The sequence below is a fragment of the Bradyrhizobium sp. 25ACV genome, from assembly GCF_054863005.1.
Genome location: NZ_JAVAYO010000004.1, coordinates 209,645 through 232,957, shown reverse-complemented (window position 1 = coordinate 232,957; position 23,313 = coordinate 209,645). Strand labels below are relative to the sequence as shown.

16 protein-coding genes and 1 pseudogene are annotated in these 23,313 nt (G+C 60.0%); 11 read left to right on the top strand and 6 right to left on the bottom strand.

What is annotated here, in order from left to right; genetic code table 11:
* Positions 1-11 precede the first annotated feature (11 nt).
* On the top strand, positions 12-1,394 hold the full coding sequence (terL, locus tag RAD04_RS11265) for a phage terminase large subunit (protein WP_461623844.1): 1,383 nt from the start codon (positions 12-14) through the stop codon (positions 1,392-1,394).
* A gap of 351 nt (positions 1,395-1,745) precedes the next feature.
* Here the strand turns inward: terL and RAD04_RS11260 are convergent, their stop codons facing one another.
* A complete protein-coding gene (locus RAD04_RS11260; RefSeq protein ID WP_461623843.1) occupies positions 1,746-2,138 on the bottom strand; it encodes a hypothetical protein in 393 nt (130 codons plus the stop codon).
* Between the two features lie 249 nt (positions 2,139-2,387).
* On the opposite strand from RAD04_RS11260, the gene RAD04_RS11255 reads away from it, so the two are divergent.
* From RAD04_RS11255 to RAD04_RS11225, 7 genes and pseudogenes are all read left to right on the top strand, one after another.
* The gene (locus RAD04_RS11255) at positions 2,388-3,239 is read left to right on the top strand and encodes a YqaJ viral recombinase family protein (RefSeq protein WP_461624077.1); all 852 of its coding nucleotides are present in this window, start codon (positions 2,388-2,390) and stop codon (positions 3,237-3,239) included.
* A pseudogene (locus tag RAD04_RS11250) lies at positions 3,223-4,354 on the top strand (ERF family protein). The gene RAD04_RS11255 and the pseudogene RAD04_RS11250 overlap by 17 nt, the downstream one beginning before the upstream one ends.
* Positions 4,351-4,926, top strand: a complete 576-nt coding sequence (locus RAD04_RS11245; protein WP_461623842.1) for a hypothetical protein — start codon at positions 4,351-4,353, stop codon at positions 4,924-4,926. Before RAD04_RS11250 ends, RAD04_RS11245 begins: the two are co-directional and overlap by 4 nt.
* Before the next feature lie 752 nt (positions 4,927-5,678).
* Positions 5,679-6,443, top strand: coding sequence for a Crp/Fnr family transcriptional regulator (locus tag RAD04_RS11240; protein WP_461623841.1), 765 nt, complete (start codon positions 5,679-5,681; stop codon positions 6,441-6,443).
* Positions 6,444-6,708: 265 nt separating this feature from the next.
* Positions 6,709-7,749: a PAS domain-containing protein gene (locus RAD04_RS11235; RefSeq protein WP_461623840.1), complete on the top strand. Its 1,041-nt coding sequence runs from the start codon at positions 6,709-6,711 to the stop codon at positions 7,747-7,749.
* A gap of 398 nt (positions 7,750-8,147) precedes the next feature.
* Positions 8,148-10,256 carry a HAMP domain-containing methyl-accepting chemotaxis protein gene (locus RAD04_RS11230; RefSeq protein ID WP_461623839.1) on the top strand — a complete coding sequence of 703 codons (2,109 nt, stop codon included), beginning with the start codon at positions 8,148-8,150 and terminating at the stop codon, positions 10,254-10,256.
* Positions 10,257-10,263: 7 nt separating this feature from the next.
* Positions 10,264-10,608: a hypothetical protein gene (locus tag RAD04_RS11225; RefSeq protein ID WP_461623838.1), complete on the top strand. Its 345-nt coding sequence runs from the start codon at positions 10,264-10,266 to the stop codon at positions 10,606-10,608.
* Between the two features lie 213 nt (positions 10,609-10,821).
* On the opposite strand, the gene RAD04_RS11220 is transcribed toward RAD04_RS11225, so the two are convergent.
* Entirely contained in the window at positions 10,822-11,004 is a 183-nt protein-coding gene (locus RAD04_RS11220) for a hypothetical protein (protein ID WP_461623837.1), read from the bottom strand.
* A gap of 37 nt (positions 11,005-11,041) precedes the next feature.
* Positions 11,042-11,236, bottom strand: a complete 195-nt coding sequence (locus tag RAD04_RS11215) for a hypothetical protein (RefSeq protein WP_461623836.1) — start codon at positions 11,234-11,236, stop codon at positions 11,042-11,044.
* A gap of 1,456 nt (positions 11,237-12,692) precedes the next feature.
* On the opposite strand from RAD04_RS11215, the gene RAD04_RS11210 reads away from it, so the two are divergent.
* The 3 genes from RAD04_RS11210 to RAD04_RS11200 all read left to right on the top strand — a co-directional run bounded on the left by RAD04_RS11210 (position 12,693) and on the right by RAD04_RS11200 (position 17,493).
* Positions 12,693-16,058 carry a CHAT domain-containing protein gene (locus tag RAD04_RS11210; protein WP_461624076.1) on the top strand — a complete coding sequence of 1,122 codons (3,366 nt, stop codon included), beginning with the start codon at positions 12,693-12,695 and terminating at the stop codon, positions 16,056-16,058.
* The gene (locus RAD04_RS11205) at positions 16,055-16,519 is read left to right on the top strand and encodes a hypothetical protein (RefSeq protein ID WP_461623835.1); all 465 of its coding nucleotides are present in this window, start codon (positions 16,055-16,057) and stop codon (positions 16,517-16,519) included. The genes RAD04_RS11210 and RAD04_RS11205 overlap by 4 nt, the downstream gene beginning before the upstream one ends.
* A gap of 209 nt (positions 16,520-16,728) precedes the next feature.
* Positions 16,729-17,493, top strand: a complete 765-nt coding sequence (locus tag RAD04_RS11200; RefSeq protein ID WP_461623834.1) for a hypothetical protein — start codon at positions 16,729-16,731, stop codon at positions 17,491-17,493.
* A gap of 700 nt (positions 17,494-18,193) precedes the next feature.
* Here the strand turns inward: RAD04_RS11200 and RAD04_RS11195 are convergent.
* From RAD04_RS11195 to RAD04_RS11185, 3 genes are all read right to left on the bottom strand, one after another.
* Positions 18,194-19,828: a hypothetical protein gene (locus tag RAD04_RS11195; protein ID WP_461623833.1), complete on the bottom strand. Its 1,635-nt coding sequence runs from the start codon at positions 19,826-19,828 to the stop codon at positions 18,194-18,196.
* Between the two features lie 381 nt (positions 19,829-20,209).
* On the bottom strand, positions 20,210-20,392 hold the full coding sequence (locus tag RAD04_RS11190) for a hypothetical protein (protein ID WP_461623832.1): 183 nt from the start codon (positions 20,390-20,392) through the stop codon (positions 20,210-20,212).
* A 2,585-nt stretch (positions 20,393-22,977) separates the two neighbouring features.
* Positions 22,978-23,280, bottom strand: coding sequence for a hypothetical protein (locus tag RAD04_RS11185; protein ID WP_461623831.1), 303 nt, complete (start codon positions 23,278-23,280; stop codon positions 22,978-22,980).
* Positions 23,281-23,313 lie beyond the last annotated feature (33 nt).

The following is a 23,313-nucleotide window of genomic DNA, read 5'->3' as shown; positions in this document are numbered from 1 at the left end:
AGGATTTTGCATTGTTCACCGCCATCCTGCGCGCTGACTTCATCAGCTTTGTCCATCGGTGCTTCCTCCATCTCAACCCTGGCGCTCGATTCCTGCCCAATTGGCACATCCAGGCAATTGCCTATCAGCTTGAGCGGGTGCGCCGCGGCGAGATCACTCGCTTGATCATCAACATGCCGCCGCGCTACCTCAAATCGATCACGGTGTCGGTGGCATTTTCGGCCTTCCTGCTTGGACACGCGCCAGGCCGCCGCATCATTTCCATCAGCTACGGCGATGACCTCTCCGCCAAGCATGCCAGTGACTTCCGATCGATCGTGCATGCCGAGTGGTATCGCCGCGCGTTTCCGGGCATGCGCATCACGCGCAGCACCGAAACCGAGCTGGTCACGACTCGGCGCGGTTCGCGCCGGACGACATCGGTCTCCGGAACGCTGACAGGGCTCGGCGGCGATCTCATCCTGATTGATGATCCGCAAAAGCCGATTGATGCGCAGTCGGAGGCGCGCAGAACCAGCATCAACCAGTGGGTGACCAATACGCTGATGTCGAGGCTCGACAACAAGCAAACCAGCGCGGTGATCGTGGTGATGCAGCGCGTTCATCTGGACGATCTGTCCGGGTTTTTGGCCAGTTCATCCGATGACTGGCAGGTGCTCAGCCTGCCCGCGATCGCCGAGACCGACGCCGCGATCCCGATCGGCCCGGATCGATTGCACCTCAGGAAGGCCGGGGACGCGCTGCATCCGTCCCATGAATCGATCGAGACGCTGCGCAAGCTGCGCCAAACGCTCGGCCCCGACGTGTTCGCCGCGCAGTACCAGCAGGCGCCGGTTCCGGCCGGCGGCGCCATGATCAAGCGAGACTGGCTGCGATATTACGACGAGGTCCCCTCAAGGGAGGTGCTGGGCTGCCGCATCATCCAGAGTTGGGATACCGCCGCCAAGAATGGCGCCCAAAATGACTGGTCGGTCTGTACGACGTGGCTGGTCATTGACGGGAATTATTACCTGCTGGATCTTGTGCGCGGTCGGTTTGAGTATCCGGCCCTGCGCGACACCGCGCTCGAGCTCGCCAGGCGCTTCAAGCCGCACGAGATCCTGGTCGAAGAAGCCTCCACCGGAATCGCGCTGGCGCAGGAGCTCGGCGAGAAGGGCGATTGCTTCGTCAATCCCATTAAGGTGGACCACGACAAGGTCGGCCGGCTCTACGTCCAGCAGGGCAAATTCGCTGCCGGACGGGTCTGGTTCCCCAGGAACGCGCCGTTCCTGGCCGAGCTCGAGATGGAGCTATTGACCTTCCCGCAAAGCCGCCACGACGATCAAGTCGACAGCATCAGCCAGGCACTAGCCTACGAGGACAATGGCTACGATTACACGCTGAGCTGGCTGTGATGGCCTCAGGCCGCCGGGCGAGTCTCACGCCCTAACTCACGACCGGTCCGGACGTGAAGTTCAGCACGTCAAAGCGGGCGCTCAGCGCTCTCTTTGGCGGATGGCAAATGAAGAAGAACGGGTCGAACTGCTCGGTGGCATCCGTGCGGCGGATCTAGACGTCCACGTCGTGGAATTTGTCGCTATCATCCAGGCCCTGGGCGTTGATCTGAGTTATTCCGAGACTTTCTGTCTGCTCGTGGTTCGACGCCAGGCGCTAAGCCCATCATCTTCGGTGTGCAGTCGAGGAGCGTTGCCGCAGCCATTGAGGGGCTGCGGCCAATTTCCAGAACGAAGCCAACTGACCTTGCCTCAGCGCTCGAAGCTGAGCAAGCGAAGCGTCCGTCGCTGCTGCACCAACGCAGCACGGTCGTAGCGCTCCAGGCCTTGAAGGCCTTTCAGATCTGCCGCCAGCGGGCCGGTCAAAAGTGCGCCTAACATCGCCTGCCGCAGGCTGCGGATCCGCAGCAGCGCGAGCTTGGACCGCGCCAGCGCCATCGCCGCATCGGGCGTGATCGGATGCCCGAGCCCCGAAGCAATCGCGACGGCAAGATTCTCCACCTCGGGAGGATCGCTGATAATGCTCCGCGCCAGCCCATGGCGCAGCGCGTTGCGGCTGGACCTCGTCTTTCCAACTGCCGTTTTCGGCCCCGTGCTGCGCTTGGCATTGCCACGGTTGGCTTTGATTTGTCGAATGGACGCCATGTCCGAGGCCCTCGGCCGATGCTGATCGTGGCGGCCGAAAGCTCGCTCCAACGCATTGAGAGATCAAGGGTTTTCAAGCCCAAAGAGCAGCAATTTTGCTGCAGAAAGGACTGGCATTCCCACGCAAAAGGAGCGTTAATCATTAAACCGGCCGGCGGGCCCTTGGCCCCGGTCTCTCCCCTCGCAGTGGCGGGGCTTTTGGTGGTGCGGCGGCAAGCCGCGTCAACCCAGGAGAGACCGGTGAGCACGATTGCATCCGACGGCGCCGCGGCGCCCCACTCCGTCATCACATTCAACCGCCACGACCGCCGCGCCTTCATCGGCGGCTCGGACGCCCGCATCATCATGGGCCAGGACCAGGACGAGCTCCTGCGCCTGTGGCGGGAAAAACGCGGCGAGATCGCGCCGCAAGATTTGTCGCGCAACCTGATCGTTCAGCTTGGCAGTGCTACCGAAGACCTCAACCGCAGCTGGTACCAGAACGCCACCGGGTATGCGATCACCGACATCCAGAAGCGGGTGCGGCACCCCGTCCACGGCTGGATGGCGGCCACGCTGGACGGCATCGTCGCGCCGACCGGCGCGGTGTTCGAGGCCAAGTTCATGCTGCCCTGGGCCTTTACCGAAGAGGCAGCGGCCGACAAGCACATGGCGCAGCTGCAGCACAACATGTGGGTGGTGGCGGCGCGCGCGGCCGTGCTCTCGATCATCACCGGCGGCGGCAAATGGGTCGAGATCACCGTGCATGCCGACCCGCTCTATCAGCACCTGCTGCTGACCGCGGAAAAGAAGTTCTGGCGCTGCGTGCAGAGCGGCGAGCCGCCGCTGCTGTTCGCCATCGAAACCCCACGGCCGCGGCTTGCCGCCGTCAAGGTCGTCGACATGACCGCCTCCCATCTGTGGGCCGAATGCGCGGCGACCTATCTGCGCACCCGCGAGGCCCATGGCGAGCATGAGCTGGCCAAGACTGAGCTCAAGAAGCTGCTGCCGGAGGATGCCAAGGAAGCGTTTGGCCACGGCGTTCGCGCCAAGCGCTCCAAAGCCGGCGCCGTCAGCTTTGATCCGGTTGAGATGGAGACCGTCCATGCACCAGGCCAGTGAGCATATCGGGGCGATCGCGGCAGCCTTGGCCCGCGCGCAAGCCGACCTGACCAATCCGGAAAAGACTCTGACCGCTCAGATCCGCTCCCCGTTCCTGCGCGATGACGACCGCACCTTTCGCTATGCCTCGCTGGCGAGCGGCCTCGACATCGTGCGCAAGACGCTGAGCCAGCAGGAGATCGCCACCATCCAGACCACCCGGGTCGAGGAGACCACCGGCCACATCCACCTCACCACCCTGCTCGCCCATTCCTCCGGCGAATGGATCTCCTCGGACTGGCCGGTCTGCGCCGCACGGGATCGAGGCGCCGCATCGCATGGGTGCGGCGCTCACCTACGCCCGACGCTACGCCCTGTTCGCGCTGGTCGGGATTGCCGGCGAGGATGATCTGGATGCCCCGAATACGGCCGCCGGTTCCCCCGCACCACCTAACCTCAAGGCCTCGCCCGGCAAGGGCGCTCTCAACCGTGCCCCGGTGCTGCGGCCGGGGGAGTCCGCCGCACTCCGGGAGCAGCTGTTGCGCCAGCTCGAAGCGCTGCCTGCCAGCACCGATCTGCTCAGCTGGGCCATGGCGAGCCTGCCGCTCAAGAACAGCCTGCAGGAGCCGGATGCCCGGCACGTCGAGGCAGCTTATCAGGCCAAGCTTGAGGACGCTGGCCGTGCTCAGGCGGAGCAGACGGCCGATTTGAATGGCCCACCAAGCCTGCCAGCAGCGCTTGCTGCTGACGCCGAGGCCGTGCTGCAGCCAGCGCTCCCCGAGGCCGGGCTCGCTCATCCCAAGGAGCCGTCCCGCAAACGCAGCAAGGCGCACCTGTCGTTTGTTAGGGAGCAGCCCTGCCTGGTGTGCCGGCAAACCCCGTGCGATGCCCATCATCTGAAATTCGCTCAAGCCCGGGCGCTCGGCCGCAAGGTCAGCGATGAGTTCACTGTCCCGCTGTGCCGCGCGCATCACCAGGAGCTGCATCAGCACGGCAATGAACGGGCGTGGTGGGCGAACCTGCAGATCGCGCCGTTGCCTGTCGCGCAGGAGCTGTGGGCGGCGAGCCCGATCCACGGCCCGGCCGCCAAGACCGCGCCCCTGTCCGCCAACCTTGATTTGGAGGCGTCCCGATGAACGGCCTGTTCCCAACCGAGCGCGCACTAGCCATAACGGCGTTGCCGGTCGAATTTGAAGCGTTGGCGCCGCCGCCGCTGCTGCTGCCCGGGGAAAATCTCGAACACTACCAGGCGCTGCGGCAGGCGATCTTTGCCGACCTTGCGCCGCGGTCCGCCATCGAGTGGCTGCTCGCCATTGACGTCGCCGAGCTGTCCTGGGAGATTCAGCGCTACCGCATGTTGCGGCACAAGCTGCTCGAGACCTTTCGTCAAAGGGCAATTGAAGCGGCGCTGCGCCGCATCGACATGGTCGGGATCGATCCCGACTTCGAAGATCAAGCCGAATACTACACGCAGCGCAATGCCCTGAGCTGGCGCATTGATCCGATCGCCATGACCGAAATCGACGCCCGCCTTGCTGCCTATGGCTTCGATCAAGACGCCATCACCACCGAAGTCTACGTCCAGGCGCGCGAAGTCTTGGTCCTGTTCGAGAGCTTACTTAATGCCGCACAAACCAAACGCATGTTGCTGCTCCGCGAGATCCGAAATCAGCGCTTCTTAGGTGGACCGATGCGTCGGCTGCGCTGAACGATTCATCAGCACAAGGGGCCCGCCGTCGTGTCGGCATCCGCCTGTCAGAGCGGCGATGTCACTTTGGCGTGGCATACGGACATCATCCTCGTCCAATGGTCGCGTTGCGACTCCAAGGACCCAGCCAGCGACTTGCGGATTGGGTTGCGGCTCTTTCATATGCCCCCTGCGGTTTCTGGCGAAACGCGTCAGAAAGACCAGTTATTACCAATTACGCAAGGAACTCCCGAGAATATATGCGGCAACAGCCGGCTGACCTTCCTATTCAACATAAGTAGGAGACAAACATCGGTGTACGCGACGCTTGTGAAGAGAGCACCTTTTGCTGCGTCAGTGCTTCCGCGCGGCAATTGCATTGATACTGCTATTCGCACTTACTCTCTTCGTTACGCGCCGCGCGGCCCCCCGCGCTCACATTCATCCGTTCGTACCATGAGGACTTAACGTTGAGCCGACGCACAATTGGAATGCCCGAGGCCGATGAATTGAAAGACTTGACGAGGTTGTTAGCGAGTTTATGGGAAGGCGCGCAGCGGCTTCCTGAAGGATCAGAGCGGCAGGATGCATTCAGACAGATCGGTAGCTTTCATGGGCGGGTGGCGGCATTAATTATACGCCCCCTTTAGGCTCTCAGGGATGGCGTGTCGGGTTCTGCGTTGGCTACCGATCCAACTCGCCGGAAGATGATCTAATATCGGTGCGCGTAGAGGATAAACCTTTGTTGAGACCGGCATTCCGCGACGCTCCAAATGGAGCAGGCTGCGGATGCCTCACCGCTGATTCCCCGCGGTGACGGCTTCCGGCGGAATTGTAACAGCCTTCTTGCAGCACTGCCGGCGACCGACCTCGATTTTCTGAGGCCCGAGCTCGCGGTGGTCGCGCTCGAACAAGACGCTCTTCTTTCGCGTGCGGACGAGCCGATAGAGTATGTCTTCTTCCCTCACAGCGGGGCCATCTCGTTGATGATCGACATGGCGGATGGACAGACGGTTGCCACAGCCGTAGTCGGACGCGAGGGGGCCGTAGGCATGCTCTCGGTGCTCGGGCCGTCACCGTCCTCCGCTACCGCAGTCGTCCGCGCGGTGGGCACCGCCTCGCGGATCTCTGCGTCGCGATTTCACGCCGCTTTCAACCGCAGTCCCGCGATCCGGAACTTGGTCCAGAATCACGTTAGGGCGATGCTGATACAGTTCCAGCTCGGCTCGGCCTGCAATGCGTTGCACCCGGTCGAAGCCCGCATGGCTCGCTGGTTGCTCCAGCTTCGCGACCGCATCGATCACGAGATACTCCCGCTCACCCAGCAGGCGCTTTCGCAAATACTCGGTGTACGACGAACGACGGTGACACTCTTGATGCGCAATCTGCGCGCGCGTGGGGCGATTAAGTCTGATCAACGAGGTCGGATCGAGATCGACCGATTGCGGCTCGCGGCGGCAGCGTGCGAATGCCACGACACCATGCGTCTTGAAGCCGAGGAGATATTCTCGATCAATATGCCCGATCTCGCGCGGTAGCGCGTCTCATGAGTTGAATTGGGCGATGCTATGCGAGGGCGTTTCGGCCCGACCGACCACTATCCCAGTGGCTGAGGGGTAGCGGTCAGGCACCATTGCCGGACCGATCGTCGAAACTGACTGCACAGGCTGCTCCCTCCGAATCGTGGGAGTCTCAAATAGCGCCCACTCTCTGGCGCGCGGAGGAGCCGCCCACTGGACTGCGACCCCATGGCCGGGCTTCCCTCAAACATCAGTATTGAGTTTTTCTGCAATTGAGAGTTGAATGTTGGCATTTCGAAATGGGGGGCTGATTTTGCTTCAGCTGGAGGCACATCTCGGTCTGTCCGATGTGCTTCGATTGATGGAAGAAAAGCTGGGAGCAGGTGTCTGGCGCTGTGATGCAGCCGGCCGGATGCAGTGGTCGCGTGGTTTTTTTGGGCTGCTCGGACTGGATTCGCACACGGTTGCGCCGTCATACGCGGAGATCCAACGAAGAATTCATCCCGACGATCGCGGTCCGAGTCGCGATCCCAGCGAGTTGATGACAGACCGGTCGTTGCTCGATGGGGAATTTCGCATTGTTCGACCCAATGGCGCTTTGCGCTGGATTCACTGCCACACGGAAGTGCTGCTGGATAGCGCAGGTGAGCCGGAATGTATATTGGGGATCGCACTCGACGTTACCACGCAACGTAGGTTGCTCCAGACGCTGCGAACTGACGCCGAGCGCTACAGCGCAGTGGCTCAGGTGGCAGGCGGTCTGCTGTGGATCGGTAGTTCCGACGGTCGAATCACGGCGCTGCCGAATGGCGAGAAGAGACCTGAGGCCCATCGGTTCTTTGGCAAAGGCTGGGTTGATCTCCTTCATGAAGAGGAGCGCGAGGCTGCCCTGAGAAGCTGGACGGCTTCCGTCGAGACGGGACGTCCCTACAACGTCGAGCATCGGCTGCGACAGCCCGACGATACATATCGGTGGTACCGATGTATGGCCGTGCCTGTCGCGAATGGGGATGGCGGCATCCGGGAATGGATGGGTATCTCCATTGACGTGCACCAGGAAAAGCTCTCCGTTCAGCACCCGGCAACCTCGCGGCTTACCGGCGCGCAATTGCGCGCAGCCCGCGGCATCCTCAACTGGTCTGTGAAGCAGTTGGCCGCGCGAACCGGGATTTCTGCCGCCATCATCCGTCGGCTTGAGGAGTACAATGATGCTCCGCCGATGCCCGACCAAACCATGCAAATCCTTCATCATGTATTTTCGGATGCCGGAGTTGAGTTCTTGTTCCCATCTGTCGGCAAGCCTGCGGTTCGGCCACGATCATGATGAGACAGGTTGTCGCAATCCAGCTCGTCTCAGTTTCCACGGATGGTCTAAAGCATTTTCTTGGATCAGTTTTTGGGCTGCCCGCGCATTTCCGCGGCCAAGTGAACGAAAATTTGTGAAGGGTACGCGGTCTAAGTCTCTCGATACCCGTTGAAGCAGCAATTTTTGCGCGACCAACGAAAAATGAGAGTCAATTTTTTCTTAACGCGCTCGTAGGCAATTGTCTTCACCATCGTTTACACGCAGAGATAGGAGACGGGAAGCGTGCGGTACAGTTGTAGCCAGCACAGCTGATCTGCTTGGCAGCCGACCGCCGAACTGCGGCGCCAGGCGCGACACAACTAAATTCATTTTTTGCCCATCTTTTTTAGGGGTCCGATGACCCTCGGAGTGTTGCCATGTCTTTCAAAATCAGACTTCGGATTCGTGGCCGATTGATTTCGGGATTTCTTGCCGTGTGCGCGATTATCGCGCTTTCTGTCGGATACACAGTGTTTGCGGTCGGCGGGATTTCCACGACCGTCGATCGCATGGTGAACCTGCGTACACCCGTTGCGCTCGCAAGTACCGAGCTGGTTGGCAATCTCTATTCGACACTGGCGACACTGCGCGGCTACCTGTTGACGGGAAATCCGCAAGGCAAGCTCGATCGGGCCGCGATGTGGAAGGAAATGGATGCCACAGTTGCTGGCTTCGATGAGAAGGCTGTACATTTTACCAACCCTGAGAACAGCCGAAAATGGGCCGAGGCTAAGGCGCTGCTCGCAGAATTCAGAGCTGCCCAGGACAAAGCCGAAGCTGTCGCGTTTACTTCCGAGGCATATCCAGCAACAAAGCTACTGGTGACCGAAGCCGGCCCGCGCGCCGAAACAATCTTTTCCGAGATCACCAAGATGATCAACGAGGAGGAAGGCCTGGAGGCGACGGCGGAGCGGAAGAGACTGCTGAAAGCCATGGCAGACACGCGGGGCAATTTTGCCGCTGCCACCGCTCAACTTCGTATGTACCTCTTATCGGGTGAAAAAAACGACAAGGAAAAATTCTTCCTGCCGTGGCAGCTCTTCGACAACGGCTATACCGCGGTGAGTGCGAACAAGAACCTGCTCACGCCGTCTCAGCTGCTCTCTTTCGAGAAAATCACGAAGGCGCGGGGCGAATTTGTTTCCCTTTATCAGAAGATATTCGCCTTCAGGGAGTCCACGGACTGGAACGCACCTGTACATATTCTCGTAGCGGAAGCCGCGCCGCGGGCGCTGAAGATTCTCGACCTGCTTGATGGACCGAAGGGCGCCGACGGCACCCGCTCTGGAGGCATCAAGACGAACCAGAGCAGGATGCTAGCCGAGGAAAGCAACCAGGTGCAGACGAGCATATCGTTCCTGAAGCTGGTCCTCTGGGGCTTGCTGGCGGCAGGACTGGGCCTCGGCGCCACCATTGCGCTGCTCACTGCTGGCGCGATCGCGCGCCCGATCCAGGGGATGACTGCCGCCATGGGCAGGCTCGCGGGAGGCGATACGTCCACGACGATCCCCGGTGTGGGCCGGGCTGACGAGGTCGGCGAGATGGCCGAGGCGGTTCAGGTCTTCAAGGACAATATGATTGAAACCGACCGACTGCGCGCCGAACAGGCGCAATCGGAGGCTCGTGCCGCTGCCCAACGCAAGGCCGACATGCACCAACTGGCCGGCCGGTTCGAGGACGCCGTCGGAGAGGTCATCGAGACGCTGTCGTCGTCTTCGACCGAGCTCGAGGCAGCGGCCAAGACCCTGAGCAGGACGGCCGAGAGCACCCAGCAGCGCTCCAGCATGGTCGTTGCGGCTTCTGAGGAAGCCTCGACCAACGTTCAATCGGTTGCTTCCGCCACCGAAGAGATGAGTTCATCAGTCGCCGAAATCAGCCGCCAGGTGCAGGACGCAGCCAGGATTGCGGGCGCAGCGGTGGACCAGGCACAGAAAACTAACGATCGCGTCACCAAGCTGTCACAGGCGGCAACTCGCATCGGCGACGTGGTCGAACTGATCAATACGATCGCAGGACAGACCAACCTTTTGGCCCTGAACGCAACGATCGAAGCGGCGCGGGCCGGCGAGGCCGGACGCGGCTTCGCCGTCGTTGCTTCCGAAGTCAAGGCGCTCGCCGAACAGACCGCGAAGGCGACTGGGGAGATCAGTCATCAGATCACCGATATACAGGCGGCCACCCAGGATTCCGTCGTCGCGATCAAGGAAATCAGCGGCACGATCGGCCGGATCTCGGAAATTTCCTCCGCAATCGCATCCGCGGTCGAGGAACAGGGCGCGGCCACGCAAGAGATATCGCGCAACATCCAGCAGGCCGCGCAAGGTACCCACGAGGTCGCCTCCAATATAACGGAGGTGCAGCAGGGCGCGACCGAAACCGGTTCAGCCTCAAGTCAGGTGCTGGCCTCAGCACAAATGCTGTCGAACGACAGCGCGCGACTAAAGACAGAGGTCGAGAAGTTCCTGACCACTGTACGTGCAGCGTGAGGCCCACATGACAAGTACCACAACATCAGCAGATCACGCTGGAGTGGTCGCAGCGACAATCCGTGATGGGGCCTCCGAGCCGGCGGCTGCCAACATCATCCTGCTGCCATTCAGTCGGGAGCGGCACCTGATTGTCCAGACCAGAAAAGACTGCGAATTGCTGCGACGGAACGTCAACGTCGTCGTCGAATGCCTTAGAGCTCTCGATGGCCTGCTTGAAGATGGGAATGACAGATCGATACGTGAGAAATTCCAATCTCGGGTGGCGCGGCTCAACGAGCTGCTCGTGCTCCGGCTTGATCAGCTATCCGCCGCGGATCGCTTGCTGCAGGAGATGCTCCCTCATACCTGACGCAGGACGCGTACGTTCGTCCTTCAACACCTCGATGTAGCTGTCGGTGGCTTCGTGTCCCGTCGCGCGGGAGTGCCGCCCGGGAGACCGCTCTGGGCCCGTACAGGAATAGTTTGCGACGCCGCGAGATTACCTGATGCCAGCTAGGCCCCGCTGTCGTGAAGTCCCGCTTTTCCGCCCATCGCATCCTCGATCATGGATGTCAGCGCACCTTTATCGCTCGGGTTGGGTGCTAGACACTGTCGCAGCAATGGCCCGCTCGACGTCTGAAGCCAACACGCTCAGATGATCGGCAAGCCTCGCGAACAACTCTCGTTTCCGCAGATCGGTGGCTAGATCGCTGATCGATTTGCAGTCGGCGGCGCCGTTGCGGAGCATCGCCAACTGCTCATGCATGTCTCTCATCTTCGAGTGCCCCGTCAGCATCCTCTGTTCATTCAGATGAATTGATGGAGCTGTACTTGAGCTCCCGCCGATCCATTTCCGAACGGAGCAACTCGGCATAGTTATGAAGATTGTCACCAACAATGCGGGAGCGGCCGCCATTCGCGCGATCAGCCAACACTTGCCGCCGCACACTTTCCCAAAGAGACAATAAGGTCTGATCTTTCGAGCTTGAAAAGTTCATCCGCAGGCCCTCAGTAATTGGCCGCGCCGATTGTACCGCGGACCTGGTGGAACGGATTGTCCGGTTGCCGACATTGGCGTGATGAAGCCAAGGGCTCGTTGCACATTGGTCACACCGTCTGTAGGTTGCGGATGTATTGGTAGCTGACGCGGAATAGCGCGATGATCCCGGTCTAAGCGCAGGAACCGAATACCGGATGCGCAAGGCGGGACAGCCGGGATTGAAGCCTCGGTCAAGCAAAGAGAAAAGTGCATTGGGCTATGGCCGCCGGCACCTGCGGCGCTTGCAGTCGACCAGCACCGATAATGCAACTCAGAAGAGGGCTGCCGGCTATAGGACCTGGAGTTGTGCAAACAATGGGAGGACTGCTTGGCTTGCAAGGGTTTTGCACTCTTCAATATAAAACGGCAGTGCAAGCTGAATATCGATGCGAATGGAAGGGTTGATCGCGACGGAGGCTTACAGAGCAGGTGAAGCGACCAAGAATGATCTCCATCGTTTGGGCCCCGCGAACGCCAACGCGATGGCCTCGAGCAACTGCAGCTTCTCCACCGGCAGAGATCGGGACGGTTTGCGGCTCTGGTCTCGAGTGCACCTTTAGGCGTGCTGGAACAGGGCGAGTCGAGTTGCCGCGGACGATATTTCCGGACCCCGTTTGATTTCTGTTGCGATGAATATCAGCTGGATGTATTTAATAATTAAATCTGTATTAAATCCCGGTTCTCTATTCCGAAAACGCAAAACCTAGGGCGCTGACGAATGGGCGCCACCCAACCGCGCGCCATGTTCACTAAGAGCACGCCGGCGGCGAGCGCCGCAAAAGCTCCGACGTCGTCCAGCAAGGAGGCCAAAATGGGCTTAAAGGAATCCCTGGTTCTAGCAAGCGCACTGCTCGTCTGTTTACCAGCCACCCCTGCGCCAGCGGCCATCGCTGACGCCTCATACACCTTCGCTGCGACCCCCGACACCCAGCGCGGTTCTCAGTTGGCACTTTTGATCGCGCCACTCGGGCAAGCGAAGCACGATGGAGACGCCATTGAGCTGGTGGGCGGCCATGGCGGCAGATGGAATCAAGGAGGCGGCGGCTGGCATGCCGGGATGCACGGCGGCGGCGGAGGCGGCAGACGTGGAATGATGGGCCACGGCTTCAACAATATGCAGGGACGTGGCGGAGGCGGCGGCTGGCATGCCGGGATGCACGGAGCGGGCGGCGGTGGAGCGGGGCACCGCTAGAATGCAAATCCGTTAGGGCGAATGTGGCGCGCCTCGCAACGATGCGAGGTGCGGGGTGGGCCCGTTGTCGCCCAAGATGACGGAGGCCGAGGATATCAGGACGCTGCCCCCGGCAAAATTGTCTCGTCGCACGAATTCCATGCTGCGCAGGGGATTTCAAATGCGATCTTACAGCGCAATCAAAAGTCTCTTATTTGCTCTCCTGCGACCGACCTCTCGCAAGATGATTTTGAGCTGCGTCTTGATAGGGTCGGCATCGTCTGCCACCGCCCTCACGATGGAAGCGGCGATCGGGAGCTGTCGGATAAAGGTCGGTCGGCCGATTGTTCAGGCCTGCATGCAAGCCGGCGGCGATTTCGGCGGCTGTCGTGCCCGGGCAACCCCACCGGTCCGCGCCTGTGTAATGGCGGCTCTGAAATCCGCCAATGGGCGTGCGAATGTCGCGGTCGAGATTCCAGCCGAGGTGGCGCCCAAACTCGCGCCGGGAGCCCCGCTTCCCGCCGGCTTCATTGCGCCGCCGCGCACGATTTCGGACATCACGGCGATCCTCGACAGTGAAAAGCCCGATCTGAAAGTCATCGAGAAGTTGAGGTCGGCGGCTGAGGCATCGCCAACGGGCAAGGAATCCCCGCAAAAGCTGGCGCAATTCTATTTCGATCGTGGCAACGCACGGGCGCAACTAGGACGGCTGGACCAATCGATTGCGGATGCGAACGAGGCCGTTGAAGCGGGTCGGGGAGCTGCCGACCCGAGGATGATGGGGCGCCTGATGCAATTTGCGGGGCAGCAATATCTGGCATCCGGCGAACCCAGAAAAGCGCTTGAGATCTACCAGCGTCAACTCCGTGACATCGCGAATGCGGCTGGCGGCAAGGGCTACCAATTCAACGCAAATCGCCAGGTTGCCGGCATTCTGATTCAAATGGGCGACATCGCACAGGCCGAAGCTTATCTGCGGCGAAGTTTGAGTGCGATCCAGGAGGCGAGGACGAGCGGTCATCCTGCCTGGCGAACTGCCTATGCCAGATTTGGTCAGTCCTGGGAGGCTGAGGTGGAATTTACTCGCGCCATGATTTTCGAGGCACGAGGGCAATTCAGCGAGGCGGAAGCTTCTTATCGCGCGACAGAGCAGCGCAAGCGCGCCAGCATCAAGGAACTTCTGGCCTCTCCCAACCCGCCATCCGCGTCAACGCTGCTGTGGTCGATCGACACCACCGTGCTGAACCTGGCTCGAACGGAGGCGCGCCAGGGAAAACTGGCGGAAGCGGAGGTCGACGCGCGCCGTGCTCTCCTTTCTCGCTTGAAGGACGTCGGGAAGTTCAACCCGGCCACGCCGCGCTTCATTGTGGGTCTCGCCGGCATGCTCGTTGAGCAAGGCCGCTATCAAGAGGCTACGCAATTGGTGCAGGCCGCGTTGGAAGTCAATCAAGCCCTGGGACTTGCGGAAGACTCACAGCCAACCGTGCAATTCCTGGCGCAACTTGCGGGCATCCTGACGCTCCAGCGCAAGGGCCTGGAAGCAAACGAGATTTATACACGGATCGACAAGGCCATCGTCAATTGGGAGCCGCAGCGCCGCCAAGCGTTCGAGCTCAATCCTTCGCGCATCCTTTCGCTTTATGCGTCCGGCCAGGTCGACGCAGGTATCAGCTTGGCTGAGCAGTTGCTGAAGAAGCAGATCAGCCGTGTCGGCGAAAGCCATTTTGACGTCGCTTCGGTGCGTGGCACGCTGGCGGTCGGGCTGATGCGCGCCCATCGCGATGCGGAGGCGATCCGCGAATTCAAGGCCGCGATCCCCGTCATGATGGCGAACACACGCGAGAATGCCGATGAGGAAAACACGACTGTGATAGCCGCTCGCGTCCAGAGGCTGCAAATGACCGTGGAGAGCTATTTTGCCCTGCTCGCTCGTGCACCGCGCACGGCAGACGAAGTCGGCGAGGAAACCTTCAGCCTTGCCGATGCGATCAGGGCTCGCTCGGTCCAGCAGGCTCTGGCCGCGTCCAGCGCCCGTGCGGCCGCAAAAGATACAGTGCTCGCTGAGCTCGTGCGCAAGGAGCAGGACCTCACGAAGCAGGTCAATGCCCAGCTCGGGCTCCTGAACAATGTGCTCGCAATCCCGACCTCAGAGCGCGATGAAAAGGGCATGCAGCAGATCCAGGCGGCGATCTCGACGTTGCGCGTCGAGCGCGATAAGGCACGGCTGGAGATCAAGCAGAAGTTCCCAGCCTATGCTGATCTCGTCTCACCGAAGCCGCCGAGCCTGGCGGAAGTTCGGTCGACACTTGCTGAAGACGAAGCCGTATTGTCCTTCTACTTCGGCCAAAATGGCAGCTTTGTCTGGGCCATTCCGAAATCCGGCCCTCTCGCCTTTGCCGTGGTGAAAGCCGGCATTGGCGATGTTGAAAGGAAGATCCGCAAGCTGCGCGAGGCGCTTGAGCCGCAGGCGGCAATGATTTCCGACATCCCGCCGTTCGACCTGAAGCTTGCTTATGAACTCTACGAGCTTCTGCTCAAGCCAGTGGAGAGTGGCTGGAAGCAAGCCAAGAATCTGATTGTTATCACCAACGGTGCGCTCGGCCTGTTGCCGTTGTCACTGTTGCCGACCGCGCTAGCCGAAATTGCACCCGATGACGATCCTTTGTTTGCGGGATACCGCCACGTGGCGTGGCTTGCCCGCACTCACGCCGTTTCAGCTGTTCCGTCTGCAGCGGCCTTGCGCACGCTGCGCCAACTGCCGCCGGGCAAGGCCGGCCGGAGCGAGTTGGTGGCGTTCGGCGACCCGTATTTCAACAAGGATCAGCTTGCGGAGGCAGAAGCCGAGCAAGACAAAGTTCAGGTGGCTGATGCTGCCGCGAGTCTCACCCGCGGCGTGCCGCTGAAGCGCCGCAACAGCCCGAACCTCGATGGCGTCGACAGCGCGGAGCTGGCTCTGCTCCCTCGCCTGCCAGATACCGCTGAGGAGCTGAGGTCGATCGCGCTGGCGCTGCAGGCTGATCCATCGAACGCGCTGTTTCTGGGCAAGGATGCGGCCGAAGGCGTGGTCAAGAAGTTGAATCTCACCGGATTCAACATCCTGGCGTTCGCCACGCATGGACTTGTTCCGGGGGAGCTCAACGGTCTGACTCAGCCCGCACTTGCGCTCTCCTCGCCGGCAGTCACTGGCGAGGTCGGTGATGGGCTTCTGACGATGGAAGAGATCTTGGGTCTCAAGCTCGATGCCGATTGGGTGATCCTGTCGGCCTGCAATACCGGTGCCGGCGCAGGAGCCGGTGCAGAAGCCGCCTCGGGGCTCGGTCGCGCCTTCTTCTATGCTGGGACCCGTGCATTGCTGGTGACGAACTGGTCGGTGCACTCGCAATCCGCACGGCAGCTAGTGACCGACCTGTTCAAGCGTCAGGCTGACGATCCAACACTGGGGCGCAGTGAAGCTTTGCGCCAAGCCATGATGGCTCTGGTGGATGGGCCTGGTTATCTCGGCAGCGAAGGCAACGCGGAATTCGCCTATGCGCATCCGCTGTTTTGGGCTCCGTACACAATCATTGGCGACGGTGGCGTGCGGCACTCGGGCACTGGAGGGAAGGATTGAGCGGCCAGGCAACAAGGCAGGTCATGAACAAGATATGGGTAGGCGCTTTGGCAGTCAGCCTTCTAATCCCGGGCGCGGCTCAAGCGACGCAACTCATCACGGAAGAGGAAGCAAGGCTGCCGCCGCCAAAAGGTGCCATTGCCGCAGATCGTCGCGGTATTCTGCGCGGCCCCCGGGTGGAGGTGGTCTCGCCGGGTGAGATCGTTCATTCGCCGTTGCGGCTTCAACTGAAGTTCGAAGCCTTTGGCGGAGCCAAGATCGATCCGGATTCGGTCAAGATCACTTATCTTCGGACCCCGAACGTCGATCTCACTCCGCGGGCCAAGCCATTCATCCGACGTGACGGCATCAATATCCTGGATGCTGAGCTGCCGGCGGGCGAATACACCCTGAGAGTAGACGTGAAGGACACGGATGGTCGACCGGCCAGCGCGATCTTCACCCTAAAAGTAGAGCCGTAGTATGCCAGTGAGCTGTCTATACTGCCGATCTGAAAATGCTGAGGGCGCGCTTGTTTGTGCAACCTGTTCGCGCGACATTGCCGTCCCGGCCACGTTGATTGCCGAACTAGATGATCTTGTTCGAAAACGCGATCTTCTGCGCGATCAATTGCGGCACGCGCGAGCCGAGCTTGAGATGATTAGACATCCCACGAAACCGACGCTTACCGATGGAATGTCCGTTCTGCGCCGAAACGATTAAGGATGAAGCGATCGTTTGCAAGCATTGCTCGCGCGATCTGCGGGTGGTGCGTCCGATGCTGCGCGAGATCGATGATATCGTCGTCCAACTCGACGGCCTGAGGCGTGAGCTCGACCAGGTCAACGCCAATCTCGAGCGTCATAGGCATCCGGTACGGTATTTTTCGAGCTATGCAGTACCCTATGCGCTCATTCCATCGCTATTTCTGGTGATCGCGCATATTCTCGTCACGATCGTCTTCAACATCTCGCCGCTGCCACTGCGGCTCGCTTCCGTTGTGATTCCGCTGCTGTTTGGCTTTGCCGCCTATCGCGTGCACAAGGTGTCAGCGAATGGCGCCTTTATGTTGGCGTTATGCACGGCCGCTTTGAGCGTGCACGCGATGCTTACCGTGACAGGTATTCACGACAAGGTCCCAATCCTTCCAGGGCCTTGGATCGAGTGGCGAGAGGTGATCGAGTACGGCGCGAGCATCCTGCTCGCCTTCGTGTCTGGCAACATTCTCGCGGTCCTGATCTTCCATGTATTGCCGCGGGTGCTGGCGCAAGGAGGCAAGCCCAACGCGTTTGCGTTTCGTGCTGCGCGGCTGCTCGGTCAACACGTCGGCGAGGAGCAGCTCCGCCGCCGCGCGCGCCTCATCCAGGACCTGATGCACACGGCGGGCCCCCTCGCCGGTGTCGCGATTACTGCCATCGGATCTATCTATGCGGGGCTGAAGGGAATACTTACATAAGGACTTACTGTTTTGGTTGGTGTCGGTTGCATGGGCATTCGACTGCTGACACGACGACGCCGTCGCGATCTTCGCCTTCAGACCAACGGGCGCATTTTTTTGGATCAGTGTCGCGAGCGACGGCCTGAACTTCGCTGAATGGATGGAAGGATTGGGGCAACGAAGAGCGTTTCGGCGGACACACACCCGGAGCTTCTGACGAACTAGATGCGATCAAAGCAACGATCCGGATAGGCCGACGCTGCCAATCATCTCCGGCCGCCCAACTGTCCCACCCTTTCGCACGGTCTGCTGGAGCACTTCGGATGGACGCCGTTTCGGTCTAGCAACCCAGCGGACCTAGGGTATCAGACGAGTTGAGACCACTCGACCCACTGCTTTTCAATCGGACGAGACATCCTTGGGCGCACGTCCCGTGTACCTATGAACGCGGCGTCATGTGACTGGTGACTACGTCCGCTTTGCTCCTATAGCAGCCAAGTTCGTGTGGCAGCGCAGTATGTCGCGATGGGCCACATCCGGACTCTTGCACCCGCAGCAACTTTCAAGCTTGCCGTTGGCCACACGCAAAAACAAGGCATCACCGGGATGGGTCTGAACGCTGACGGGGAGCCGACCATTACTCGATGACCTCGTCCCGCTGAAGCAAGCACGAAGCTGGAAATGTGTGTCGAGCATGCGGGCAGTCTTGAGCGTCGGCTCAGGTCAACAAACCATCCTGATGTGGCGCGAAGATGAAGTCCTGCGGTCTCAGTGCTTGCTCGCTATGCACCACCACGTCGTTGCCCGGACTCAACGTGATCGTGCTCTCGTGCGTTGCAGGATCAAACGATGAGATGCTCAGATCCCTGAAGTTCTCGATACGAAGCGCAGAGACATCGATGTGATCGGTTCCCAAATTCGAGAGCCCCTGACCGAAATCCTCGATCTTGTCGTGGCCGTTGTCGAAATTGAACGCGAACGTGTCGTTCCCACCTTTGGCGAAGCCAAGCATCATCTGGGCATCGCCCCAGATGTCATCGTTTCCGGTGCCGCTTACGAGCCTGTCATCGCCGCCGCGTGCGTAATCGGACATGGACCGGGCATCGCCGACGAGAGTGGTCTCGTAGCTGCCGGCCGGATGCGCATTCAGATCATCGCCGCCGACCAGCGTGTCGTTGCCGCCGTGCGCATGGCCCGACATGGTCGACGCATCTCCATACACCTGATTGACGAGTTGGGAAAAAACGTTGCCGCCGATATAGGTGTCCTCGCCGCCAACGGCCTGATCACCCATATTGCCGCCGGCATCGCCGTAGAAGATATTCTGGTCTTGCGTGCCTGAGGCCTGGAATCTGTCGTCGCCGCCGTGGGCACGATCAGACATATCGCCGGCGGCGTCGCCATAGAACGTACTTCCCCCTAGGCCGGTCTTGTTGAACGTGTCGTCGCCTCCGCGGGCCGAACCGGACATGTTCCCGCCAGCATCGCCGGAAAAGACATTCTGGTCGGTGAGTGTTACGTCACTCGAGTCATTGAACGTGTCGTTCCCGCCAACGGCGGAAGCGGACATGTTTCCACCTGCGTCGCCAAAAACGAAATTGAACGGATTCGTGCCGCTCACAGCGAAACTATCGTTGCCGCCGGCCGCATGGTCGGCCATGTCACCTCCGGCGTCACCATAGAGATAGTTGTTGTACTCGAATCCGCTCGCAGTGAAGCTGTCGTTGCCGCCGCGGGAATGCCCGAACAGGCTTCCGCCAGCATCGCCATAGAACACCAAATTGCTATCCGGTCCAACGTGACCAACGAATGTGTCGTTGCCGCCGGCCGCGCCATTGAACATGTTTGCGCCCGCGTCTCCATACGCCGTGACTGTTTGATGCCCGCCACCGGAAACGCCGAAGTTGTCATCGCCCCCGTGGGCTTGACCGGACATTGTTTCGCCGGCATCGCCATAGGCATTCACTGTCACTCCGGGCGTAACGGCCAAGGGCAACGCGACATCGAGGATGTCATTGCCGGCAACGGCTCCGTTCGAGATATTGCCTCCAGCATCACCGTACATGTTCAGAGTGAATGTCTCGTCGGCGGTGAGCGCAGATGCCGGCACCTGGGCAGATAACGCGTCGTCGCCTGCCCGGGCATGACCAGAAATGTTTTCCCCCGCATCTCCAAACAGGCTTCCGGAACCGGAGGTCAGCAACGTATCGTTGCCGCCGACAGCGCGACCGAGCAAGTCCAAACCAGCATCCCCGAACAGCGTGTTCGCCGGATCGGAACCAACCAGTGTTTGGGCTCCGCCATGCTGTCGTCCGTTGAGAGATCCACTCGTGTCGCCAAAGAGGATAGCCATGTGCCCCTCCCTCGTGGTTTGGCGATTAATGCATCGCAATGATATACAACGTTTCGTTGCTAAAATTAAATCACGTTTTTAAACAAATTAAATCATTTGCTTGCAACGACTTCTAGCTGGGCGAACTGCGGTGGCCCACGATTCCGGTTTGGGTCATTAGCGCCATTTGGAACAACTGAGGACGCCGTTCGAAGCTCGCCTTTGGTCCATAAACCGACGTTTCGCATACCCTGGCTACGCTCGGTCCGGAGGTGAGCTCTTTTTCGCAGCTAGCCGCAACGCGATGTCGAACACGGATGAGAGTCTAGCTACGCTGAGTGTCGTCTTGAACCTGTGGCGCTCCTCTAAGGTGCCGCGCCGTCCGGGTTTGTAAGATCGATCTCAGATGAGGCCGAAGGTGATCGCGATTATGAAGAACACGGCCAGCCCGATGCCGACCAGCTTGAAGATGTAAGCCGCCTCAACATCGCGCCCAAGCCACTCGAAATCTGGCCCCCATAAGACGGTTGCGACGAACCCCAGAACACGGGTCGTGATCAGCAGGATCACGTAGATGGTGTCCATCGATTGAGCTTTCACTGGCCTACGCCGAAGTCCCATCAGCATTCCATTGATATCCCGGGGTCTTCACGCCCGGGACGCGTTGGGAGGCCGCCTGTCGGCCAGAGGCGGAAGGTAGAGCTGCGCCGAATCAGCTTTCGTTGTGACGTCGAAATGGAGAAGCTGTGCCGAAACGCTCTCGCAGAGAATACCGGCGATAGCGGGGGCCGTTACAAAAAGCGCGGTCATCGTTCCCGCTGCTTTGCGATTGCCATCCCGTGACGGAAATAGACAGCGATGGTCGCGAGAATGGCGATAACGCCAATGATCCAGGGTCCGGACCAGAATAGCGCTATGCTAAAGAGCCAAACGACGAAAGCCGCAACCAGCAAAAGAAACCAATAGCCAGAATACGAGGGAAAATCCGGCATCTTGTTTATCGGCATAATCCCGACCACTCCGTCAGTGGACCGAGCTGCAATGGCCACCAACTTAGCTCTAGCACGTCAAACGATCTGCCCACGAAATGGGTAAATTTCTAGACGTTGAACCGCGAACCACCTCACAATTTTGTCCATTGACGTAACAGCCGCAGCCACGCCCGCAATGTGCCGAAGGCAGCCGTCGCGAGGCAATCCCCTCGGTCGGGACGTCTCTCGGAAGCGGACATAGCCGCGATCTGGCTGAGGGCAGCCACGGGCTACAAGCTGACGTCACGACCGTGCTGCTGGGACCCTAACTGTATCTCCCCCGCCTTAATCGATTGCGCGATAGCGTCGACGGCCCCTCCGCGCATGTTTCGCGCATGGCTCATCATTCGTGCACGATCTAGTACTTAGTTCTCGGCGCCGGATCGAGCTTTTCACGAGGCCGTGATGTCCCAAATTTGCGACGAAGTCGTCCGGAAACGCGATTTTGGGTCGACGACATCGACCGGAAGAAGGACAGGTTCATGATCACGCCATCTCAAGGGACGGAGAGCACCCATGCCCCGCTATATGAACCTTGGCACTTCTCTCGCTGCTGCCATGCTCATCGCCGCTCTTGCGCTTGTGCCACACCCGGTCAAATCCGTTCTCGGCGGTGGTTGGCAGTGCAGCCAGACCCTCATGGTGGTCACGAGTTGTAGGCACGTGAGCGCTCAATGATGCGCAGGAGCACCGCACATAGTGCCGAGGGAAGCCCGACAGCCCGACGCCGGACCGTAGCCGCCCGCCGTGGTCGCAAGCTATGCGCGACGGCAGCAAGCCCTTCCTGCCGGTAGGCTTGCCTCGGCGGGGGGCGCTTCTTTTGCTTGGGCCTGCGTAGCCAAAACGGTCTCGTTGCGAGGTGGCTGGATGGGAAAGCGCTAACGTAAGCCATCGGCTCAATTAGATGTCTGCGGTCAATCGCAGCGGCTTCCCACTGGGCCATCGACTTCCCGTCCTCCCCTGCGCCCAGACTCGCTGCACCGCGCCAACTGAGGCGATGAGCCAGAAGCGGCAGTCATCAACGAGAGGGACAGCATCCGCCCGTCGAAGAATGCAACTGCTCTTACTCTTTCTTGTGCTGCCTTTATGGCCGACGCAGGGGTCTAAAGTCCGGCAGGCATGCTATCGCTTGTTCCAGCTCTCTTGCGATTGCCTTGTAGCGCGTGAGCACCCGCGCATAGACGTCTCGCTTGAGCTGGCTGCTTGCTGCCTGTTGAAGGCGCTCGCACTCGGCCATTTGGACGCGCAGCAGCTCTAGATGGGACAGCATCTCTCTCATGGAGAGGTAATCTATCCCACATCGCCGTTGGTTCAATGGCGAACTTGGGCAGCTACGGGTTAGCGGCGGAAGTTGGCGTTTGGCAATGAAAGAGGCCGCCAATTGGGTCGGTGGAGGAGTTAGTGAAAGCCACGAATGCAAGGGCGGTCCCGATTGCGATGCTCTAATAGGAAGCCCTGGGTTCTCGACTAAGCAGCCTCAATCGTCGTTCAAGCTCTTGTTTGTTCGCTACGAGTTTCGCGGCGAGAATGTCACTGACGACCCTATGGAGCTCCCATAGCTCTTCAAACGCCATGCTCTCAAAAGGCTTCCGTTCCATCAATCCCCCCGACTCTCGCCCCCAGGTTAGCGTTAAAAAGAAACACTGCCACTTTCTCCCGTGCGGATTATGCGAGGACGACTCCGGGCTGCTCGAAGCTGCCCAGCGTTCGCCAAGGCATTCAGTGTGGCACTCCTCGGGGGTAGGGGTTGCCCCTTTCAGGTTGCTCCAAGCGCAATGGAGAGGAGGACGAGCACCCCGGCGGCGGTCAGTGCCCAAACCAGCACGTGCTCTATCCACGGTCTATCGCGCATCATGGCGACTTCCGCCGCTCGGGCTCTTTCCATTACTCGACACCGAGACGCGCGTTGGCACCCTTGATCTAAATCAATTGATTTCGGTATTTCGGTCCACTCCCTCAGGGATCGCTCGTTTTCAGGACTGCGTAGTGAGGTCCGATGTGGTCAAAATAGGAAGAACTCAGTTTGAGCGAATCTGGACTGCTTTGGCGAAGTGAGCGAACCTCCGGCAACGAGGCGCAACGTCGCAGAAGGGCCACAACCGGACTCTAGACCTATTGGAGCGCTCGCCTCATCGTGCTTTAGTGCAGCAAATCGCTAGCTGCTACACGGTTGATAGCGGCGAGGCGCTGCTCGGCGCTTGCACCGAAATCTATGTCAGCCACGAGATCGAGCAGCCGCTGATAGGCATGGTCAGCGACGGCGACCGGTAAAGGCTCTTCGTCGAACGTATCTACATAGTTGTCAACGACGGCACTCAGCAGACGACACAGGCCCTGCTGGTCAGGCTCGTCCTTGCAGGCTTCATGGAGCCTTTGCTGAAATTCGCGGAAAGTGTGCAACCCGTGGTGCTGTTGCGAAAGCCACGTATGCAATGCGTTCATGATAGCCTCTTCAAATAGGAGGAAGAAGCCACC

Bases quoted from the DNA above. Each gene is read 5' to 3' on its own strand.
- RAD04_RS11260 (WP_461623843.1), bottom strand. From the start codon at position 2,138: ATGGCGTCCATTCGACAAATCAAAGCCAACCGTGGCAATGCCAAGCGC.
- RAD04_RS11230 (WP_461623839.1), top strand. From the start codon at position 8,148: ATGTCTTTCAAAATCAGACTTCGGATTCGTGGCCGATTGATTTCGGGA.
- RAD04_RS11185 (WP_461623831.1), bottom strand. From the start codon at position 23,280: ATGAACGCATTGCATACGTGGCTTTCGCAACAGCACCACGGGTTGCAC.
- RAD04_RS11200 (WP_461623834.1), top strand. From the start codon at position 16,729: ATGGAATGTCCGTTCTGCGCCGAAACGATTAAGGATGAAGCGATCGTT.
- RAD04_RS11195 (WP_461623833.1), bottom strand. From the start codon at position 19,828: ATGGCTATCCTCTTTGGCGACACGAGTGGATCTCTCAACGGACGACAG.
- RAD04_RS11225 (WP_461623838.1), top strand. From the start codon at position 10,264: ATGACAAGTACCACAACATCAGCAGATCACGCTGGAGTGGTCGCAGCG.
- RAD04_RS11215 (WP_461623836.1), bottom strand. From the start codon at position 11,236: ATGAACTTTTCAAGCTCGAAAGATCAGACCTTATTGTCTCTTTGGGAA.
- RAD04_RS11240 (WP_461623841.1), top strand. From the start codon at position 5,679: ATGGAGCAGGCTGCGGATGCCTCACCGCTGATTCCCCGCGGTGACGGC.
- RAD04_RS11210 (WP_461624076.1), top strand. From the start codon at position 12,693: ATGATTTTGAGCTGCGTCTTGATAGGGTCGGCATCGTCTGCCACCGCC.
- RAD04_RS11220 (WP_461623837.1), bottom strand. From the start codon at position 11,004: ATGCATGAGCAGTTGGCGATGCTCCGCAACGGCGCCGCCGACTGCAAA.
- RAD04_RS11245 (WP_461623842.1), top strand. From the start codon at position 4,351: ATGAACGGCCTGTTCCCAACCGAGCGCGCACTAGCCATAACGGCGTTG.
- RAD04_RS11235 (WP_461623840.1), top strand. From the start codon at position 6,709: ATGTTGGCATTTCGAAATGGGGGGCTGATTTTGCTTCAGCTGGAGGCA.
- RAD04_RS11190 (WP_461623832.1), bottom strand. From the start codon at position 20,392: ATGGACACCATCTACGTGATCCTGCTGATCACGACCCGTGTTCTGGGG.